The 16,124-nt window shown below is 68.3% G+C and carries 16 protein-coding genes; 9 read left to right on the top strand and 7 right to left on the bottom strand.

The window, feature by feature from the left end; translation table 11 throughout:
* Positions 1 to 117: 117 nt before the first annotated feature.
* On the bottom strand, positions 118 to 1,137 hold the full coding sequence (locus QZM67_RS33395; protein WP_301809947.1) for a GlxA family transcriptional regulator: 1,020 nt from the start codon (positions 1,135 to 1,137) through the stop codon (positions 118 to 120).
* 306 nt (positions 1,138 to 1,443) lie between these two features.
* Between QZM67_RS33395 and QZM67_RS33390 the strand changes: the two genes are divergently transcribed.
* Both QZM67_RS33390 and QZM67_RS33385 read left to right on the top strand, forming a co-directional pair.
* Entirely contained in the window at positions 1,444 to 2,907 is a 1,464-nt protein-coding gene (locus QZM67_RS33390) for an aldehyde dehydrogenase family protein (protein WP_301809943.1), read from the top strand.
* 24 nt (positions 2,908 to 2,931) lie between these two features.
* Positions 2,932 to 3,681: a class II aldolase and adducin N-terminal domain-containing protein gene (locus QZM67_RS33385; RefSeq protein ID WP_301809941.1), complete on the top strand. Its 750-nt coding sequence runs from the start codon at positions 2,932 to 2,934 to the stop codon at positions 3,679 to 3,681.
* Between the two features lie 122 nt (positions 3,682 to 3,803).
* Here QZM67_RS33385 and QZM67_RS33380 read toward each other — a convergent pair whose 3' ends face one another.
* From QZM67_RS33380 to QZM67_RS33360, 5 genes are all read right to left on the bottom strand, one after another.
* A complete protein-coding gene (locus QZM67_RS33380; protein ID WP_175021183.1) occupies positions 3,804 to 4,577 on the bottom strand; it encodes an SDR family oxidoreductase in 774 nt (257 codons plus the stop codon).
* Between the two features lie 104 nt (positions 4,578 to 4,681).
* The gene (locus QZM67_RS33375) at positions 4,682 to 5,626 is read right to left on the bottom strand and encodes a choline ABC transporter substrate-binding protein (RefSeq protein WP_301809937.1); all 945 of its coding nucleotides are present in this window, start codon (positions 5,624 to 5,626) and stop codon (positions 4,682 to 4,684) included.
* Between the two features lie 30 nt (positions 5,627 to 5,656).
* A complete protein-coding gene (locus tag QZM67_RS33370) occupies positions 5,657 to 6,640 on the bottom strand; it encodes a PDR/VanB family oxidoreductase (RefSeq protein ID WP_301809935.1) in 984 nt (327 codons plus the stop codon).
* Positions 6,641 to 6,645: 5 nt separating this feature from the next.
* Positions 6,646 to 8,331, bottom strand: a complete 1,686-nt coding sequence (locus QZM67_RS33365; protein WP_301809932.1) for a choline dehydrogenase — start codon at positions 8,329 to 8,331, stop codon at positions 6,646 to 6,648.
* A 107-nt stretch (positions 8,332 to 8,438) separates the two neighbouring features.
* Positions 8,439 to 9,602, bottom strand: a complete 1,164-nt coding sequence (locus QZM67_RS33360; RefSeq protein ID WP_175021179.1) for an aromatic ring-hydroxylating dioxygenase subunit alpha — start codon at positions 9,600 to 9,602, stop codon at positions 8,439 to 8,441.
* A gap of 283 nt (positions 9,603 to 9,885) precedes the next feature.
* Between QZM67_RS33360 and QZM67_RS33355 the strand changes: the two genes are divergently transcribed.
* From QZM67_RS33355 to QZM67_RS33325, 7 genes are all read left to right on the top strand, one after another.
* On the top strand, positions 9,886 to 10,317 hold the full coding sequence (locus QZM67_RS33355; RefSeq protein WP_175021178.1) for a YciI family protein: 432 nt from the start codon (positions 9,886 to 9,888) through the stop codon (positions 10,315 to 10,317).
* 251 nt (positions 10,318 to 10,568) lie between these two features.
* Entirely contained in the window at positions 10,569 to 11,375 is an 807-nt protein-coding gene (locus QZM67_RS33350) for a DinB family protein (RefSeq protein WP_175021177.1), read from the top strand.
* A complete protein-coding gene (locus tag QZM67_RS33345; RefSeq protein ID WP_301809924.1) occupies positions 11,372 to 12,112 on the top strand; it encodes an alpha/beta fold hydrolase in 741 nt (246 codons plus the stop codon). The genes QZM67_RS33350 and QZM67_RS33345 overlap by 4 nt, the downstream gene beginning before the upstream one ends.
* Positions 12,113 to 12,221: 109 nt before the next feature.
* Positions 12,222 to 13,100 carry an alpha/beta hydrolase family protein gene (locus QZM67_RS33340; RefSeq protein ID WP_301810053.1) on the top strand — a complete coding sequence of 293 codons (879 nt, stop codon included), beginning with the start codon at positions 12,222 to 12,224 and terminating at the stop codon, positions 13,098 to 13,100.
* Positions 13,101 to 13,174: 74 nt separating this feature from the next.
* Positions 13,175 to 14,068: a LysR family transcriptional regulator gene (locus QZM67_RS33335; protein WP_175021174.1), complete on the top strand. Its 894-nt coding sequence runs from the start codon at positions 13,175 to 13,177 to the stop codon at positions 14,066 to 14,068.
* Between the two features lie 132 nt (positions 14,069 to 14,200).
* On the top strand, positions 14,201 to 14,527 hold the full coding sequence (locus QZM67_RS33330; RefSeq protein WP_301809921.1) for a carboxymuconolactone decarboxylase family protein: 327 nt from the start codon (positions 14,201 to 14,203) through the stop codon (positions 14,525 to 14,527).
* Positions 14,528 to 14,582: 55 nt separating this feature from the next.
* Entirely contained in the window at positions 14,583 to 15,590 is a 1,008-nt protein-coding gene (locus tag QZM67_RS33325) for an aldo/keto reductase (RefSeq protein ID WP_301809918.1), read from the top strand.
* A 97-nt stretch (positions 15,591 to 15,687) separates the two neighbouring features.
* Here QZM67_RS33325 and QZM67_RS33320 read toward each other — a convergent pair whose 3' ends face one another.
* A complete protein-coding gene (locus QZM67_RS33320) occupies positions 15,688 to 15,921 on the bottom strand; it encodes a hypothetical protein (protein ID WP_043180552.1) in 234 nt (77 codons plus the stop codon).
* Positions 15,922 to 16,124 lie beyond the last annotated feature (203 nt).

The following is a 16,124-nucleotide window of genomic DNA, read 5'->3' as shown; positions in this document are numbered from 1 at the left end:
CATCCTCCCGCGTGAACGTGGTGCGGTCAGGATACCAGCTTTGGCCGTGGACCCGGAACGGCGTTTGCGCCCCAATCCCGCGCGCCGCCGGAACGGGCCCGCCCGGCAGCACACGCGTCAGGCCGCCGGCGCCCGGTGACGCATCACCGGCGCCGCCCACGATTGCGACCGGTCGCGGCTCGGCGGGCATCCGAACCGCGACTTGTACACGCGCGAAAAATGCTCGATCGATTCGAAGCCCGTCGCCGCGGCCACCTGCGATACGCTCAGCTCCGTCTGCTGCAGTAATTGATGCGCGGTCGCCACCCTCAGGCTCAGGTAGTACTGCAAGGGCGCGGTCGCCATATGCCGCTTGAAGTGACGCTCGAGCTGCCGCTTCGACAGCCCGACCGCCTGCGCAAGCGACTCGCACGACATCGGCTCCGCCACCGACTCGCGCATCAGCCTGACTGCCTTCGCCACCGTCATGCTCGTCGAGGCCGGCGCGGCCTCGCCCTCCGCGAGCTGCAGCGCGTCCGCGCCGCGCAGCTTCGCATGCAGCAGGTGACGGGCGATCTCCCGCGCGAGCTCGGCGCCCTCCGACCGGCCGATCCATTCGAGCATCATGTCGATGATCGCCGTGCCGCCCGCGCAGGTGATGACGCGCGGCTCGATCGTGTAGAGCCGCGTGGTGGCGCCGACCTTCGGATAAGCCTCCTGGAAGCCTTCGACGTTGTCCCAGTGCACGGCCGACGGACGGCCCTGCAGCAAGCCGGCCGCCGCAAGCAGTTCGGTGCCCGTCTCGATACCGCCGATCTGCGTGCCGAAGGCCATCTGGTTCTGCAGCCAGGTCTTCACGCCGCGATGCTTCGCGTGACGTTGCGCGTCGAAACTCGCGATCACGAAGATCGTCGTGAATCCGCCGCGCGCATCGCCGATCGGCCGCGTCGGCGTCCACATGCCGTTCGTGGCATCCACGGGTTCGCCGTCGATCGACAGGACGGTCCACTCGTAACGCACGCGCTGGGCCAGCCAGTTCGCGAGCGACATGGCCTCGATCACGAGCGCTAGCCCGAGGTGGGAGAACTGGGGCATCACCAGCAGCCCCACCCGATGCGGCGCGGGTACCGCCGCCGCTTGCATGTTCCGTGAAGTCATCGCGATACCGATCAAGGCCGGGCCGGCCGATTGAGCGAGGGCGCGCGGGCGCGGCCCTCGCGAACCATTACTCTGCCGCGCGCGACGGGCCGGAACTTGATGAAAAGCGACATCGCCATGTCGCTTTGTGCCGGCTTTCCGCCACCCCATTGCGTCCCGGCCGGATCGGCCCGTCATGGCCGTGCACGCGCGTCGCACGCCGTCGCATTCGATCAAGCGAGCGGCGCCGGCCGACCTTATATTCAGCTCGCGTTCCGCTCCGCACGGGCGGGGCACGCCGATCTTCCGACTCCGTGGAACCAGCACATGCACATCAAACAGCTCTACATCGACGGCGCCTGGCAACCCGCCGCCGCAGGCGGGCAGCGCGCCATCGTCGATCCTGCCACCGGCGAAACGATCGCACGGGTCGCCTACGGCTCGGCCGCCGACGCCGGGCACGCGATTCACGCGGCGCGCGCGGCCTTCGACGCGGGCGCGTGGCCGCACTTGCCCGCCGAAGCACGGGCGGCCTGTCTGCGCCGCCTCGCGAACGCGCTGCGTGACGAAGCGCCCGCACTCGCCCGCATCGAAACCGCGAACACCGGCAAGACGCTCGCCGAATCGTCGTCCGACGTGCACGACGCCGCGGCGGCATTCGACTACTTCGCGAGCCTCGCCGTTACCGAGACGGGCAGCATGAATGCGGCGAAGCCGCACGTGCTCAGCGTCACGCTGCGCGAGCCGGTCGGCGTCTGCGGTCTCATCACGCCGTGGAACTACCCGCTGCTGCAGGCGGCATGGAAGCTCGCCCCGGCGCTGGTGGCCGGCAATACGGTCGTCGTCAAGCCCGCGTCGCTGACGCCGCTGTCGACGCATCGGCTCGTGGAACTCGCGCATGACGCGGGCCTGCCCCGTGGCGTCCTCAATCTCGTGACGGGCGGCGCCGACGTGGGCGACGCGCTCGCGGCGAGCCCGCAGGTCGACCTGATTTCCCTGACCGGCAGCAACGCCGCCGGCGCCAGCGTGATGCGCGCGGCCGCGGGCAATTTCAAGCGCGTGTCGCTGGAGCTCGGCGGCAAGAATCCGAACCTCGTGTTCGCCGACGCCGATTTCGACACGGCGCTCGATTACGCGCTGAACGCGGCCTTCTTCAACGCCGGCCAGATGTGCTCGGCTGGCTCGCGCCTGCTGGTCGAACGCACGCTGCACGATGCGTTCGTCGATGCGCTTGCCGCGCGCATCGCGGCCATCCGCGTCGGTCGCGGTGACGACGATGCCACCCGGATGGGCCCGGTGATTTCCGCGCAGCAACGCGACCGCGTGCTGGCGCTGATCGGCGAGGCCGCCCGCGACGGCGCGCGCATCGTGTGCGGCGGCCGAGTACCAGTGGGCGACGTGTTCGCAACCGGCTTCTGGGTCGAACCGACGCTGATCGCGAACGTCCGGACGACGATGACGATCGCGCGCGAGGAAGTGTTCGGCCCGGTGCTGACCGTCGAGGCGTTCGACGGCGAAGACGAGGCCGTGGCACTGGCCAACGACACGCCGTTCGGGCTTGCAGGCGCGGTCTGGACCCGCGACTTCGCGCGGGCGAACCGGGTCATGCGCCGGCTGCGGGCGGCGACGGTCTGGATCAACGACTACAACGTCACGCTGCCGGGCGCGCCGTGGGGCGGCTACAAGGCCAGCGGCATCGGCCGCGAACTGTCGCGCAGCGGCCTCGACGAATACACGGAACTCAAGCACGCGTACCTCAACTTCGAAGCCAGCCCGCAACGCTGGTTCTGATCCCTCTCGCAACGGGAGCCCGACATGCTCACAGCCACGCAACCCGATCAGGCGCATCGCGCGACCCGCGCGGACCTCGCCTGCGCGTTCCGCTGGACCGCGCGCCTCGGCATGCACGAATCGATCGCCAACCATTTCAGCGCCGCCGTCTCCGACGACAACCGGCAATTTCTGATCAATCCGCGTGGGCGCCATTTCTCGCGGATCCGCGCGAGCGAACTGCTGCTCGTGAATGCCGACGACCCGGAGACGGTCCGGCGCGAAAACGCGCCCGACATCACCGCGTGGGCGCTTCACTCGGAAATCCACAAGCGCCACCGGCACGCGCGCTGCGTGCTGCACGTGCATTCGACGTACGCGACCGTGCTGTCGTGTCTCGCGCAGCCCTCGCTCCCGCCGCTCGACCAGAACTGCATGCGCTTCTTCGAGCGGGTCGCGATCGACACCGGCTTCGACGGCATGGGGCTCGGCGACGAGGCGTGCCGCGTCGCCGACGCGCTCGACGACAAGCCCGTGCTGCTGATGGGCCAGCACGGCGTGATCGTCGTCGCTTCGTCGGTCGCGCAGGCGTTCGACGACCTGTACTACTTCGAGCGGGCATGCGAGACGTATGTGACCGCGCTGCAAACCGGCCAGCCGCTGCGGTTCGCGACCGACGCCGTCGCGCGTAAAACCATGCTGCAGTGGCGCGACGACTATGCGGGGTTCGCGGAGCAGCATCTGGCGGAGCTCCGGGCCATTCTCGACGAGGAAGCGCCGTCGTACGCGTGGTAGCCGCCGAACGGCGCGGCCCGGCAGGGCTGCGCCGTTCGTGCGAACGCGTGCATCGCCGGCGTGCCGGGGGGCCGCGCAGCGCGACTCGCGTCAACGCGACACCGCACCCACCGCCACGCGTGCTACCGCGCAGTCAAGCCGCCATCCACGAGGATCGACGTCCCGGTGACAAAACTGCTTTCGTCCGAGGCCAGGAACAGCGCGACGTCGGCGACCTGCTCCGGGGTCCCCATCCCGAGCGGCTGAACCTCGTCGAGCAGCGCGTCCATCGCGCCGCGCCCGCCGAGCGCGTCGATGAACGGCGTATTCATCGGGGTATCGATCCAGCCCGGACAGACGGCATTGGCGCGGATGCGATCCTTCGCGTGCTCGATCGCCGCGCAGCGGGTCAGCATCAGCACCCCGCCCTTCGATGCGCAATAGGCCGCATGAAGCGGTTCGCCGACGAAGCTGCTCGTCGAGCCGATATTGACGATCGACCCGCCGCCGGCGCGGATCAGCGCCGGAATCGCGTACTTGCAGCCGAGGAACACGCCCTTGAGGTTGACGTCCATGACGGCATCCCAGTCCGCTTCGGTGGTGTCGACGAGCGGGGCCTCGCGAATGACGCCCGCGTTGTTGCACATGACGTCGAGCCGGCCGAACCGGCGCTCCACGAAGTCGATCAGCGCCTCGACCTGCTCCGCCGATCCGGCATCGGCCTGCCTGGCGACGATGACCCCGTCGCGTGCCAGGCGACAGGTCTCGTCGAGTTGCGCGGTGTTGCGGCTCGTCGTCGCGACCACGCTGGCGCCTTCGTTCGCGAATCGCAGCGCAATGCTCCTGCCGATGCCGCTCGCGGCGCCCGTCACCACGGCAACTTTCCCGGCCAGCCGGCCGGTGCGGTTGTGGCTCATCGTCGTTTCTCCCGAAAAGGATCGAGCCGAGCATATCGCGCCCGGCCCCCGGATGCACAGCGCTCACGCCGCCGGTATGGCGGCGGTTGTTGCGCTCAGCCGGCTCAGTGAAGATTCAGCGCGGCCTGGACGGCCGCCTGCGGATCGCGGCCGTCGACCGTCCTGACCCCGGCCAGCCATCCCTTCAGCACGTCGGGATGCTGCTGCAGCCACGCCTTCGCCGCGACTTCCGGTTGCTTGCCGCCGGCGATCGCCTTCATCACCTGATTCTCCATCTCGGTCGTGAACTGCAGGTTGGCAACCAGCCGCGCGACGTTCGGGCAGCGCGCCGCATAATCGGGCGACGTCATCGTATAGACCTTCGCCTCCCCGTAGTTCGGGCCGAACAGGCTGTCGCCACCGGCGAGGTAGCGCATGTTGAAGTCGAGGTTCATCGGATGCGGCTCCCAGCCGAGAAAGACGACCCACGCATGATCGCGGATCGCGCGCCGCACCTCGACCAGCATGCCGGCCTCGCTCGATTCGACCAGCTTGAACTTGCCGAGGCCGAACTGGTTGCCCGCGATCGCCTTGTGGATCAGTTCGTTGCCATCGTTCCCCGGCTCGATCCCGTAGATCCGGTATTGCAGCCGGTCGGCGAACTTCGCGATGTCGTCGAACGAACGCAGTCCGGCGTCGTACGCGTAGGCCGGCACCGCGAGCGTGTACTTCGCGCCGACGAGATTCGGCCGGTCCAGCACCTTCACGGCCCCGCTCTTCACGAACGGCGCGCTCGTGGCGTCCATCGACGGCCGCCAGTCCCCGAGGTAGACGTCGATCTGACGTGCCTTGAGCCCGGCCAGCGCGATCGGAATCGAGGCCATCGTCTTGGTCGGCTGGTAGCCGAGGCTCGACAGCACGGTCGACGCGAGCGCGGTCGTCGCGGCAATGTCGGTCCAGCCGATGTCGGCAAACCGCACCGCGCGGCAGGTCGCCGCTTCCTGCGCGGCGGCCTGGCCCGTACACACGGAAGCCAGTGCGATGCACCCGAGCGTGTTTCTGACGTTCATCGTGACTTCTCCTGATAAATGAAAGGATGACTAAAGATCGAGAACGAGACGCGAGGATTTCGCGCGTGACACACAGATGTAGATCAGGTTGTTCGCCCGCCGCTCGGCGTCGGTCTGCAGGCAGTCGCGGTGCTCCGCCTCGCCGTCGAGCAACGTGACCGCGCAGGTGCCGCACACGCCTTCGCCGCACACCGAATCGACGGCGATCCGCTCGTCGCGCAGCACATCGAGGATCGACCGGCCCGCCGGCACCGCGACGCGGCGGCCGGTGCGGGCCAGTTCCACTTCGAATGCCTGCGCGCCCGCCTCCGGCTCGCGCGGCACCGCGGCGGCGCCGAACCGCTCGAAGCGCACCGCGCCGGCCGGCCAGTCACGCGCCGCGTCGAGCACACCGTCGATCAGGCGGCCCGGCCCGCACACATACACCTGTGCACCGGCGCGCGGCACACCCAGCAGCGTGCGCAGGTCCGCTTCGCCGTGCTGTTCGCTGCAATGCAGGCGGGTGTTCTCCCGCAGCGGGCCGCATTCGATCGCGTCGCGCAGCGCCATGCGCTCGCGCGACCGCGCCAGGTACAGCAGCGTGAACGACTTGCCGAGCGCATCGAGCCGCCGCGCCATCGGCAGAATCGGCGTAATGCCGATTCCGCCCGCGATCAGCATGTACTCGCTCGCGTGCTCGTCGAGCGCGAAGTGATTCCGGGGCGTGCTCACGTCGAGCGCATCGCCCGGCGCAAGCCGTTCGACGAGATACGCAGACCCGCCGCGCGAGCGCGGCTCGCGCAGCACCGCGATCCGGTAGGTCGAACCGTCGGCCACGCGTTCGACGATCGAGTAATGACGCACGATGCCGCCCGGCAGGCGGACTTCGACATGTGCGCCGGGTTCGGCGGCGGGCAGCGCCGCACCGTCGGCTGCCGCCAGCACGATGCCACGGATCTCCGGCGTCAGCATGGCCGCCTCGACCACGACTGCGGCGATGCGATCGCCGGGCGGGAACGGGATGATCGGTGCCATCGCGTTCACCGCTGGCAGGTGCGCCAGTCGGGCTGCGCCCAGACCGGCGCCGCCGACGGCGCCAGCGGCGTGCGCCCCAGCACGAGATCGCTGCCCTTCTCGCCGATCATCACGGTCGGCGCATTGGTATTGCCGCTGACGATCGTCGGCATCACCGACGCGTCGATCACGCGTAACCGTTCGATGCCATGCACGCGCAGGTCGGGGCCGACCACCGCCTCCGGATCGTCTGCCGGGCCCATCTTGCAGGTGCCCGCCGCGTGATAGCCCGTTTCGGTGATGTCGCGCGCCCACGCATCGAGCGCGGCATCGTCGGCCTTGCCCGCGCCCGGCGACAGTTCGTCGCCGCACAGCGCGCGGAACGACGGCTGCGCGAGGATCTCCCTGACGAGCCGCACGCCCGCGCGCATGTCGGCCCGATCGCGCTCCGTCTTCAGGTAGTTGAACAGGATCCGCGGCGGGATGCGCGCGTCGCCGGACGCCAGCGTCACCGCGCCGAGGCTCGTCGGGCGCATCAGGTCGATGTGCACCTGGAACGCGTGCGCGCGCACGCTCTCGACGCTGCCCGGCTGCACGGCGAGCGGCATGAAGGTCAGTTGCAGGTCCGGATGCTCGACGCCCGCGCGTGAACGAATGAACGCCCCCGCCTCGAAATGGTTGCTCGCGGCAATCCCGGCGCGGTTCGCGAACCATTTCGCGCCGGTCCACCATTTGCGCGGGGCGACCGTCCACGGGTAGATCGAGACGGGTTTGCGGCACAGATACTGCACCACCGTATCCGGATGATCGGAGAGCCGGCGCCCGACGCCCGGCAGGTCGTGTCGCGCACGCACGCCGAGGCCTTCCAGCTCGTTCGCCGCCCCGATGCCGGACAGCAGCAGCAACTGCGGCGTATTGATCGCGCCACCGCAGAGCAGCACTTCGGCGCTCGCGCGAACCTGCCGCGTCTCGCCGTCGCACGCGTACTCGATGCCGGACGCGCGCTTGCCGTCGAACAGCACGCGCAGCACGAGCGCGCCGGTCACGACCGTGACGTTGCCGCGCCCGAGCGCCTCCGCGAGATAGCCGCGCGCGGTACTCCAGCGCGACCCGCCCCACGTCGTGCGATCGACGCGGCCGAAGCCTTCCTGGCGAAAGCCGTTCACGTCGTCGGTGTGCGCATAGCCCGCATCGACACCGGACGCGATGAACGCACTGGCGAGCGGCGTGTCGGTCCGGCCCGCCGTGACGTGCAGATGGCCGCTGTCGCCGTGATAGGGATCCGCGCCGAGCTCGTGCCGCTCCGCGCGGATGAAATACGGCAACACCTCGCGATAGCTCCAGCCGGTGCAGCCCTGCGCGGACCAGCCGTCATAGTCGCGGGCGTGACCGCGGATATAGACCATCCCGTTGATCGACGACGATCCGCCCAGCACGCGCCCGCGCGGCGTCGCGATGCGCCGCCGGTTCAGGAACGGTTCGGGCTCCGATTGATATTGCCAGTTGAAACGGTTGCCGCCCACCACGATACCCATCGCGGACGGCATGTCGATCGACCAGTGCCGATTCGTCGGGCCGGCCTCGAGCAGCAGCACCCTTACGCCCGGATCCTGCCCGAGCCGGTTGGCCAGCACGCAGCCGGCCGATCCCGCACCGACGATCACGTAGTCGTAGTCGCGACGCACGGCGTCGATTCCCTGTGGTTTCTTCATCGCTTGCATGCAGTTGATCGAGATCATGGAACACGAGTGCGCGAAACGGCGTCGCCGTCCCGGCGCCGGAAGCGGAACGGGGTGTGGGGAGCGGCGCTCCCCACCGGCTATGCGCCGTGGATGCCGTCGTGCACGAGCGTATGGAAGTGGTGCACCAGATGCTCGCTTTCGTTGCTGCGCTGCGCATCGATCACGTAGCGGCCCTGGTTGTAGCCCATCGAATGCAGCCCCTTCTGCACCGAGATGTTCAGGCGGATGTCTTCCGGGCCGAGATCGGTGTTCATCCAGTCCATGCACGCCTTCGTCACCGCAGGCACCGCGTCGTGCGTCGAGTAGTAGCCGAAGCGCAGCAGCGTCTTCTCCGGTTCCAGCGGGATGATCAGGAACGTGGCGAGGAAATCCGAGTACGGGAACGTATAGAACGTGTTGTGCGGCCAGATGCCGATGTTGAAGAAGCACTCGTCGGGATTCCTGTCGCCGAGCGGTACGCCGTAGGCCGAGGTCGCGTCGCGGTTGGCCGGCGCGATGTAGGTCCACCACTTGTCGTGCTGCGTGAGCCGGTAGCCGGCGAAATCGATCAGGCCGGCCAGTTCGACGTGATGCGGGCCCGACAGCGAGAAGTGATAGCCCTCGATCGAGTTGTCCATGATGACCTTCCAGTTCGCCGGCACGATCACGTCCTTCTCCTCGATCAGCCGGTATGCGTCCAGCTTCGGGAACACGCGTTTCATCTCCGCGTCGGCGCCGGGGAACAGGTCGCGCATCGACGGCGCATCGGGATCGAGATTGAAATAGTAGAAGCCGCCGAGTTCCTCGATGCGCACCTTCGGGATGTTGTGAGCCGCGAGGTCGAAGTCTTCGACGCGATCGGTACGCGGCGCGCCGCGCAGGCTGCCGTCCGCGCCGTAGCACCACGAGTGGTACGCGCAGCGGAACAGGCCCTTCTGCTCGCCGCGCCGCGCTTCCACGAGACGATTGCCGCGATGCTGGCACACGTTGTGGAAGGCATGGACCTGGCCGTCGCGGCCGCACGCGGCGATCACGCTCTGGTCGAACACGTCGGTCATCACGAATTGCCCCGGGGTGCTCAGCTCCGAAGTGTGTCCGATCACATGCCAGGCCGACATGAAAATGCGATCGCGCTCGGCCGCGAATACCGCGTCGTCATAGAAATAGCGCGACGGCAGCGTAAGCGCGCGTTCCGGCCGTTGCTGCTTCCAGCGGTCGGCGGTGACGATGTCTTGCTTCTTCACAACGGAGATCGGTTGCATGGGCGGAGTTCCTGTTTCTGTCGTTCGTCGAAGGAGCGGCGGCCCGGTCTGCTGGCCGTCCGCCTTGAAGCGAACTTTATGAGGCCCCGCCGGCCCGCACTTGATGGTTCGCGACGTCGCGATGTCGCCGCCGCCGGGCGAACCGTCGCGATTCAACCGCACGGATATTTTTTTTCGTGATGTCGATTTCGGCGCCGCCCGCCCGTCGTATCGTTGCAAACCCGAGAAGGCCGCGTTGCGCGGCCTGCATGCCCCTCATCCATTCACCGAAGGAGAAACGACCATGCGCGTCCTGGTAATCGTCAAGGCCACCGCCGATTCCGAATCCGGCCGGATGCCCGACCCTGAAATGGTCGGCGCAATGAGCCGGTTCAACGAAGAACTGGCGCAAGCCGGCATCCTGCTCGCCGCCGACGGGCTGCACCCGAGCATGCGCGGCAAGCGCGTGCACTTCGCCGGCAAGAACCGCACCGTCATCGACGGCCCGTTCGCCGAAACGAAGGAACTCGTCGCCGGCTTCTGGCTGTGGCAGGTGAAATCGATGGAAGAAGCAGTCGAATGGGTGAAGCGCTGCCCGAACCCGATGCCCGGCGACTCCGACATCGAGATCCGCCCGCTGTTCGAGGCTGAAGACTTCAGCCCGGCCTTCACGGCTGCGTTGCAGGAGCAAAAGGCACGGCAGAGCGCGCAAGCCGAGGCCGGGAAGCACGCGTAAGTCCGGCCGCGTCCGACGGTTTCGCATACTCGCCGGGCGCCGCCCCTACCCGCTGACGCGTGCGCGGCTGACGCGCGTTTGCGCGGCACCGCGAGCCGCTCGACCGCCCCGCCGAAGTCGCGCAGCTGATCGAACAGGCAGCCAAGGGCGCCGGCAAGGCGTGACGCAACGCATTGCCCGATTCCGCCCGTTGACACTGCCTGGCGAGTAACGTATCGTTTTGACACGTTACTCGCCAAGACCCTTCCGTCATGCATTCCCGCTTCGACCGCTTTCGCATCACACCGCTCGGCGCCCAGCTCGAAGCACTGATCGTGCAACCCGGGCACTACGTCGAGTTCGCCGCGCTGTCGCGCGTGGGCGTCGCCGCGATCGGCGCGATCCAGCACGAGATCGCACTGAAATTCCCCGAAATCGAAACCGACACGACGGCCCGTCAGTTCTGCGGCGCGATGGTCGCGGAAGTCATGCGTCGTCACGGCCACGACGTCGTGCAGGCACGCGGGCGGCTCGGCGGCACGTTGTTCAGCTATGGCGCGGTGTTCAGCGCGTATCCGCAGTTGCTGCCGTTCGCCGACGTCGTCGCCGCGCTGGCCCGCCTGCCCGATCGGCTCGCCGCGTATGCGGCGCACGTGCCAGCCGCGCTGTGGACACGCCGCCCCGACGGCACGGGCTTCTCGCTGGTCGAGCATGCGTGCCACCTGCGCGATCTCGACGCGGTGTTCGCCGAACGCATCGACGCCGTGCGCACGCTCGAATTGCCGGTGATCGCGTCCGTCGACGGCACCGTGCTCGCCGCGCAACGCGACTATCTCGCCCAGCCGCTTGACGCTGCCGTCTCGGCATTCCGCACGGGGCGCGCCACGCTGCGCGCAACCGCGGCCGCGCTCGATCCCACGCAACTCGCACGCTGCGGATTGCGCGACGGCATCCGCCGCATGTCGCTCGAGGAACTCGTGCGCGAGCTGCTCGACCATGACCGCACGCACGTGCTCGAACTCGACGAACTGCTCGCCGAACTCGAATTGCCGCCCCTTCCTTCCGCGCCCGCCGCATGAACTCGCCCACGCCCGCCGTCTTCATTCACGGGTTCATCGGCACGCTCGACGTGCGCGGGTGGAACGGCCCGCACCTCGCCCCCGACCTGCTCGGCTACGGCGCGCATCGCGCGGTACCGTTCGATGCGATCACGCTCGCCGCGCAGGTCGAGCATGTCCGCCATACCGTCGATACGCACTTCGGCGCGCAGCCCGTCGATGTCGTCGGCCACTCGGTCGGCGGCGCAATCGCGATGCTGTTCGCGCATGCGCATCCCGAACGCGTGCGACGGATCGTCAACGTCGAAGGCAACTTCACGCTCGACGATGCGTTCTGGTCGGCATCGGTCGGCCGCATGACGCCCGCCGAAGCCGATGCGATGCTCGACGGGCTGCGCGCCGATCCGCCCGGCTGGCTGCGTGGCGCGATCGACATGCCGTCGCCAGGCCTGCTCGACGACGCCCGCCGCTGGCTCGCGCATCAGCCGGCCTCGACGCTGCGCGCGATGGGTCGCTCGGTCGTCGCGACGACGGGTGAGCCCGGCTATTTGCCGGCGCTCGCGCAGGTGTTCGAGCGTCACCCGGTCTGGCTGGTCGCCGGCGAACGGTCGCGCGCAGGCTGGCACGTGCCCGACTGGGCGCTCGCGCGCTGCGCCGGCTTCGATACGATCGAGCACTGCGGGCATCTGATCCCGGCCGAGCAGCCCGATGCGTTTCGCGCGGCGGTCGAGCGCATCGCGTATGCAGCGCCCGCCTGACAACCCGTAGGATTCGCCGAAATATGGTTGAAAGGCGCGGTTGCTAGAGTCGCCCGAACAGGGTTTCCCGGCGCCCGGCGCCGGACGGGGTCGACACATGCGAGGATCGATGTACCTGGCACGCGCCTTCTGGCTGCTTCTGCTGCTCGCCATTTCAGGCCCTGCTCTCGCCTTCCACGCGCGGGTCGTCGCGATTCCCAGCGCCGCGATGAACGAGACGCTCAAGGCCACCGTCGTGCTGCCCGACGCTTACGCGCGCGGCAGCCGCGACGGCGACCGCTATCCGGTCGTCTATCTGCTGCACGGTTCCGGCGGCGACCATACCGACTGGACGTCGAACACGCACATCGCCGCGCTGGCCGACCGTTACCACGTGATCCTCGTGATGCCCGACGGCGGGCACGAGAGCTGGTACATCGACAGCCCGTTCGACTCGGGCAGCCGCTACGAGACCTTCATCGGCGACGAAGTCGTGTCGTACGTCGATTCGCACTTCCGCACGATCGCAACCCAACGCGCCCGCGCGATCACCGGGCTCAGCATGGGCGGCTTCGGCGCGCTGCGCATCGCACTCGACCGGCCGGACACGTTCGGCGCGGTCGGCAGCATCAGCGGCGCGGTCGATCCGCGCTGTTGCGAGGACGAGCCGGGCATCGACCACGTGTTCGGCGACCCCGGCCGCCATCCGTCGTTCTGGAACCGCAACGTGATCGTCGCCAGCGCCAGCGCGTTCGTGCGCGCGCATCTCGACCTGACGATCGATTGCGGCCGCGACGACGCGTTCGTCGGCTCGAACCGCACGCTGCACGAACGGCTCGTCGCGCTCGGCGTGCCGCACGATTACGCGGAGCGGCCAGGCGGCCATACGTGGGATTACTGGGCGAATGCGATCCGCTACCAGATGCGGTTCTTCGCGACGTCGTTCCAGCATGGCGGCTATGCGTCCCATCCGGCGCCCCATGCGCCGGGCATGACGCGCGCAGGCTGACGCGCGCCGCGTCGCAACGCGGCCCGGTGAACCCGGTGGTACGATGCGCTGGCATCGACCACCCGACACCTTCCATGCCGCGCGACAACTTTGCGGACCTCCTCGCCTTCATCGCCGTCGCGCGCGAGCGCAGTTTCACGCGTGCGGCCGCACAGCTCGGCGTCTCGCAATCCGCGCTCAGCCATACGATCCGCTCGCTCGAAACGCGCCTCGGCGTGCGGCTGCTGACGCGCACGACACGCAGCGTCGCGCCGACCGAAGCCGGCGAGCGCCTGCTGCGCAACCTCGCGCCACGCTTCGACGAAATCGAGGCCGAACTGACGGCGCTCGCGGAACTGCGCGACCAGCCCGCGGGCACCGTGCGCATCAACGCGACCGACTTCGTGATCCGCACGCTGCTGTGGCCGAAGCTCGCGCCGATCCTGCGCGACTATCCCGACCTGAAAGTCGAGTTCGTGAACGACTACGGGCTGTCCGACATCGTCGCGGAACGCTTCGACGTCGGCGTGCGGCTCGGCGACCAGGTGGCGAAGGACATGATCGCCGTGCGCATCTCGGCCGACATGAAAATGGCGATCGTCGGCGCACCCGCATATTTCGCGGAACGCACGCGCCCGGTGTCGCCACAGGATCTGGTTGCGCACGACTGCATCAACCTGCGCCTGCCGACGCACGGCGCGCTGTACGCGTGGGAACTCGCACGCGGCGACGACATGCTGCAGGTGCGCGTCGACGGGCAGGTCACGTTCAACGGCACGTACGAAACGCTCGACGCGGCGCTCGCGGGCTACGGGCTCGCCTATGTGCCCGCCGAACTCGCGGCGCCGCATGTCGCAGCCGGCCGCCTCGACAGCGTGCTCGACGACTGGTGCCCGACGTTCCCCGGTCATCACCTGTACTACGCGAGCCGGCGGCAATCGTCGCGCGCGCTCGCGGTGATCGTCGACGCGCTGCGCTATCGCGCCTGAGCCGACGGCGCGCGGCTCTTGCGCCGCGATTCATGAATCCGGTCGATAAGTGCATGCGCATTGCCGGGGATTATCGATAGACGCCCCGGTGGCTACCATCGTCGGTGTTCCCTACCTTCCCCGGAGCCCTCGATGTCCGAACCGACTTCCGCCGCGCGCAAAGCGTTCGGCGCCATCGCCCCCGCCCTCGCCAACTACACCGACAACGTGCTGTTCGGCGACGTCTGGCAGCGCCCCGGCCTGTCGCCGCGCGATCGCAGCCTCGTCACGGTCGCGAGCCTCGTGTCGCTGTATCGCATCAACGAACTGCCGTTCCACCTGAAGAAAGCGCTCGACAACGGCCTCACGCGCGACGAGCTGGTCGAAGCGATCACGCACCTCGCGTTCTACTCGGGCTGGCCGACCGCCAGCTCGGCGCTGACGATCGCGCAGCGCGTGTTCGACGAAGCCGGCGTGTGAGCGAGCGCGGCGTCCCCTCATTCAACCGGCGGGCATGCGCCCGCATGGAGTCTCTATGGATTACCGCTATCTCGGGCGCAGTGCGCTCAAGGTGTCGCCGCTGTGTCTCGGCGCGATGATGTTCGGCGGCGAGACCGACGAAGCGACCTCGGCGCGTATCATCGACAAGGCGTTCGACCAGGGCGTCAACTTCATCGACACGGCCGACGTCTATCACGCCGGCCGCTCGGAAGAAGTCGTCGGCCGCGCGATTGCGCCGCGTCGCGACAGCTGGGTCGTCGCGACGAAGTTCGGCTTTCCGGCCGGGCCGGACGCCGGCCCGAACCGGCAGGGCCAGTCGCGCAAATGGATCGTCGAATCGGTCGACGCGAGCCTGAAGCGGCTCGGCACCGACTACGTCGACATTCTCTATTTCCATCGCACCTTGACCGATGCGCCGCTCGACGAAGGCATGCGCACGATCGCCGACCTGATCCGGCAAGGCAAGGTGCGCTACTTCGGGCTGTCGAACTTCAAGGGCTGGCGCATCGCCGAGATCGTGCGGCTCGCGGACCAGCTCGGCATCGATCGCCCGGTCGCGAGCGAACCGCTGTACAACCTCGTCGATCGCACGGCCGAGGTCGAACAACTGCCGGCCGCCGCGCATTACGGGATCGGCGTCGTGCCGTACAGCCCGCTCGCGCGCGGGGTGCTGACCGGCAAATACGCGGTGGATGCACAGCCGCCCGCCGATTCGCGCGCCGGCCGCGGCGACCGGCGCATCCAGCAAACGGAATGGCGGCCCGAATCGTTGCACATCGCGCAGCAAGTGGCCGCGCATGCGGCCGCGCGCGGCACGACATCGGTTGCCTTCGCGCTCGCGTGGGTCATGAAGAACCGCATCGTCAGCTCGACGATCGCGGGGCCGCGCACCGAGGCGCACTGGGACAGCTACATCGATGCGCTGACGCTCGAACTCGGCCCGGACGACGAACGGTTCGTCGATGCGCTCGTGCCGCCCGGGCATGCATCGACGCACGGCTATACCGATCCCGGTTATCCGGTCGAAGGCCGCAAGGTCTGAAGTCGGAACGGGATGATTGAATGACATGCCGGGCGCGATGCCCGGCAAGATGATGAACGCGCGTCGCCCGACGCGCGAACACGGGGTAGCGCCGGGATCAGTTGTCGTGCGCTGTTGTGCCGGCGCTGACGACGCGATCGAAGAATTCCTGTGCACGCGCCAGTTCGTCGAGTGCGCGATCGAGGCGTGACATCGCGCGTGCGTATTCGGCTGACGAACCGTCGTCGTCGCTTTCGCCGCGCACGGCGCGAAAGGCCTGATCGACGTTGCGCGTGGCTTCGACGAAGCGTTGCGCGGCCCGGGCTTCCTGCGAACAGATGTGGGTCGACATCGACACTCCTCCCTCAGGGTTGCAGTGTGAAGCACGCCGACGCTCAGTGTGCGTGGTGCGCATGTCGGCGGCGTGAACCACGACCCATCGAGTGTCGACGCATCGGCCGCCGCGCAGCGCGCTTCGTGCCGATTGTCCCTCTGCGCTCGCCGCTCCGCTATGGCGAGATTGCAACAAATTCTTGCGCGATCTGCGGCGCGCGA

Source organism: Burkholderia sp. AU45251, assembly GCF_030482905.1.
Lineage (GTDB): Bacteria > Pseudomonadota > Gammaproteobacteria > Burkholderiales > Burkholderiaceae > Burkholderia > Burkholderia aenigmatica.
This window is presented reverse-complemented; position numbering and strand designations above follow the sequence as displayed.

What these genes read in the sequence shown, in the direction of transcription:
- QZM67_RS33360 (WP_175021179.1), bottom strand. Translation starts at nt 9,602, where the DNA reads ATGCAACCGATCTCCGTTGTGAAGAAGCAAGACATCGTCACCGCCGAC.
- QZM67_RS33325 (WP_301809918.1), top strand. Translation starts at nt 14,583, where the DNA reads ATGGATTACCGCTATCTCGGGCGCAGTGCGCTCAAGGTGTCGCCGCTG.
- QZM67_RS33330 (WP_301809921.1), top strand. Translation starts at nt 14,201, where the DNA reads ATGTCCGAACCGACTTCCGCCGCGCGCAAAGCGTTCGGCGCCATCGCC.
- QZM67_RS33350 (WP_175021177.1), top strand. Translation starts at nt 10,569, where the DNA reads ATGCATTCCCGCTTCGACCGCTTTCGCATCACACCGCTCGGCGCCCAG.
- QZM67_RS33390 (WP_301809943.1), top strand. Translation starts at nt 1,444, where the DNA reads ATGCACATCAAACAGCTCTACATCGACGGCGCCTGGCAACCCGCCGCC.
- QZM67_RS33375 (WP_301809937.1), bottom strand. Translation starts at nt 5,626, where the DNA reads ATGAACGTCAGAAACACGCTCGGGTGCATCGCACTGGCTTCCGTGTGT.
- QZM67_RS33340 (WP_301810053.1), top strand. Translation starts at nt 12,222, where the DNA reads ATGTACCTGGCACGCGCCTTCTGGCTGCTTCTGCTGCTCGCCATTTCA.
- QZM67_RS33335 (WP_175021174.1), top strand. Translation starts at nt 13,175, where the DNA reads ATGCCGCGCGACAACTTTGCGGACCTCCTCGCCTTCATCGCCGTCGCG.
- QZM67_RS33365 (WP_301809932.1), bottom strand. Translation starts at nt 8,331, where the DNA reads ATGAAGAAACCACAGGGAATCGACGCCGTGCGTCGCGACTACGACTAC.
- QZM67_RS33345 (WP_301809924.1), top strand. Translation starts at nt 11,372, where the DNA reads ATGAACTCGCCCACGCCCGCCGTCTTCATTCACGGGTTCATCGGCACG.
- QZM67_RS33370 (WP_301809935.1), bottom strand. Translation starts at nt 6,640, where the DNA reads ATGGCACCGATCATCCCGTTCCCGCCCGGCGATCGCATCGCCGCAGTC.
- QZM67_RS33355 (WP_175021178.1), top strand. Translation starts at nt 9,886, where the DNA reads ATGCGCGTCCTGGTAATCGTCAAGGCCACCGCCGATTCCGAATCCGGC.
- QZM67_RS33380 (WP_175021183.1), bottom strand. Translation starts at nt 4,577, where the DNA reads ATGAGCCACAACCGCACCGGCCGGCTGGCCGGGAAAGTTGCCGTGGTG.
- QZM67_RS33320 (WP_043180552.1), bottom strand. Translation starts at nt 15,921, where the DNA reads ATGTCGACCCACATCTGTTCGCAGGAAGCCCGGGCCGCGCAACGCTTC.
- QZM67_RS33385 (WP_301809941.1), top strand. Translation starts at nt 2,932, where the DNA reads ATGCTCACAGCCACGCAACCCGATCAGGCGCATCGCGCGACCCGCGCG.
- QZM67_RS33395 (WP_301809947.1), bottom strand. Translation starts at nt 1,137, where the DNA reads ATGACTTCACGGAACATGCAAGCGGCGGCGGTACCCGCGCCGCATCGG.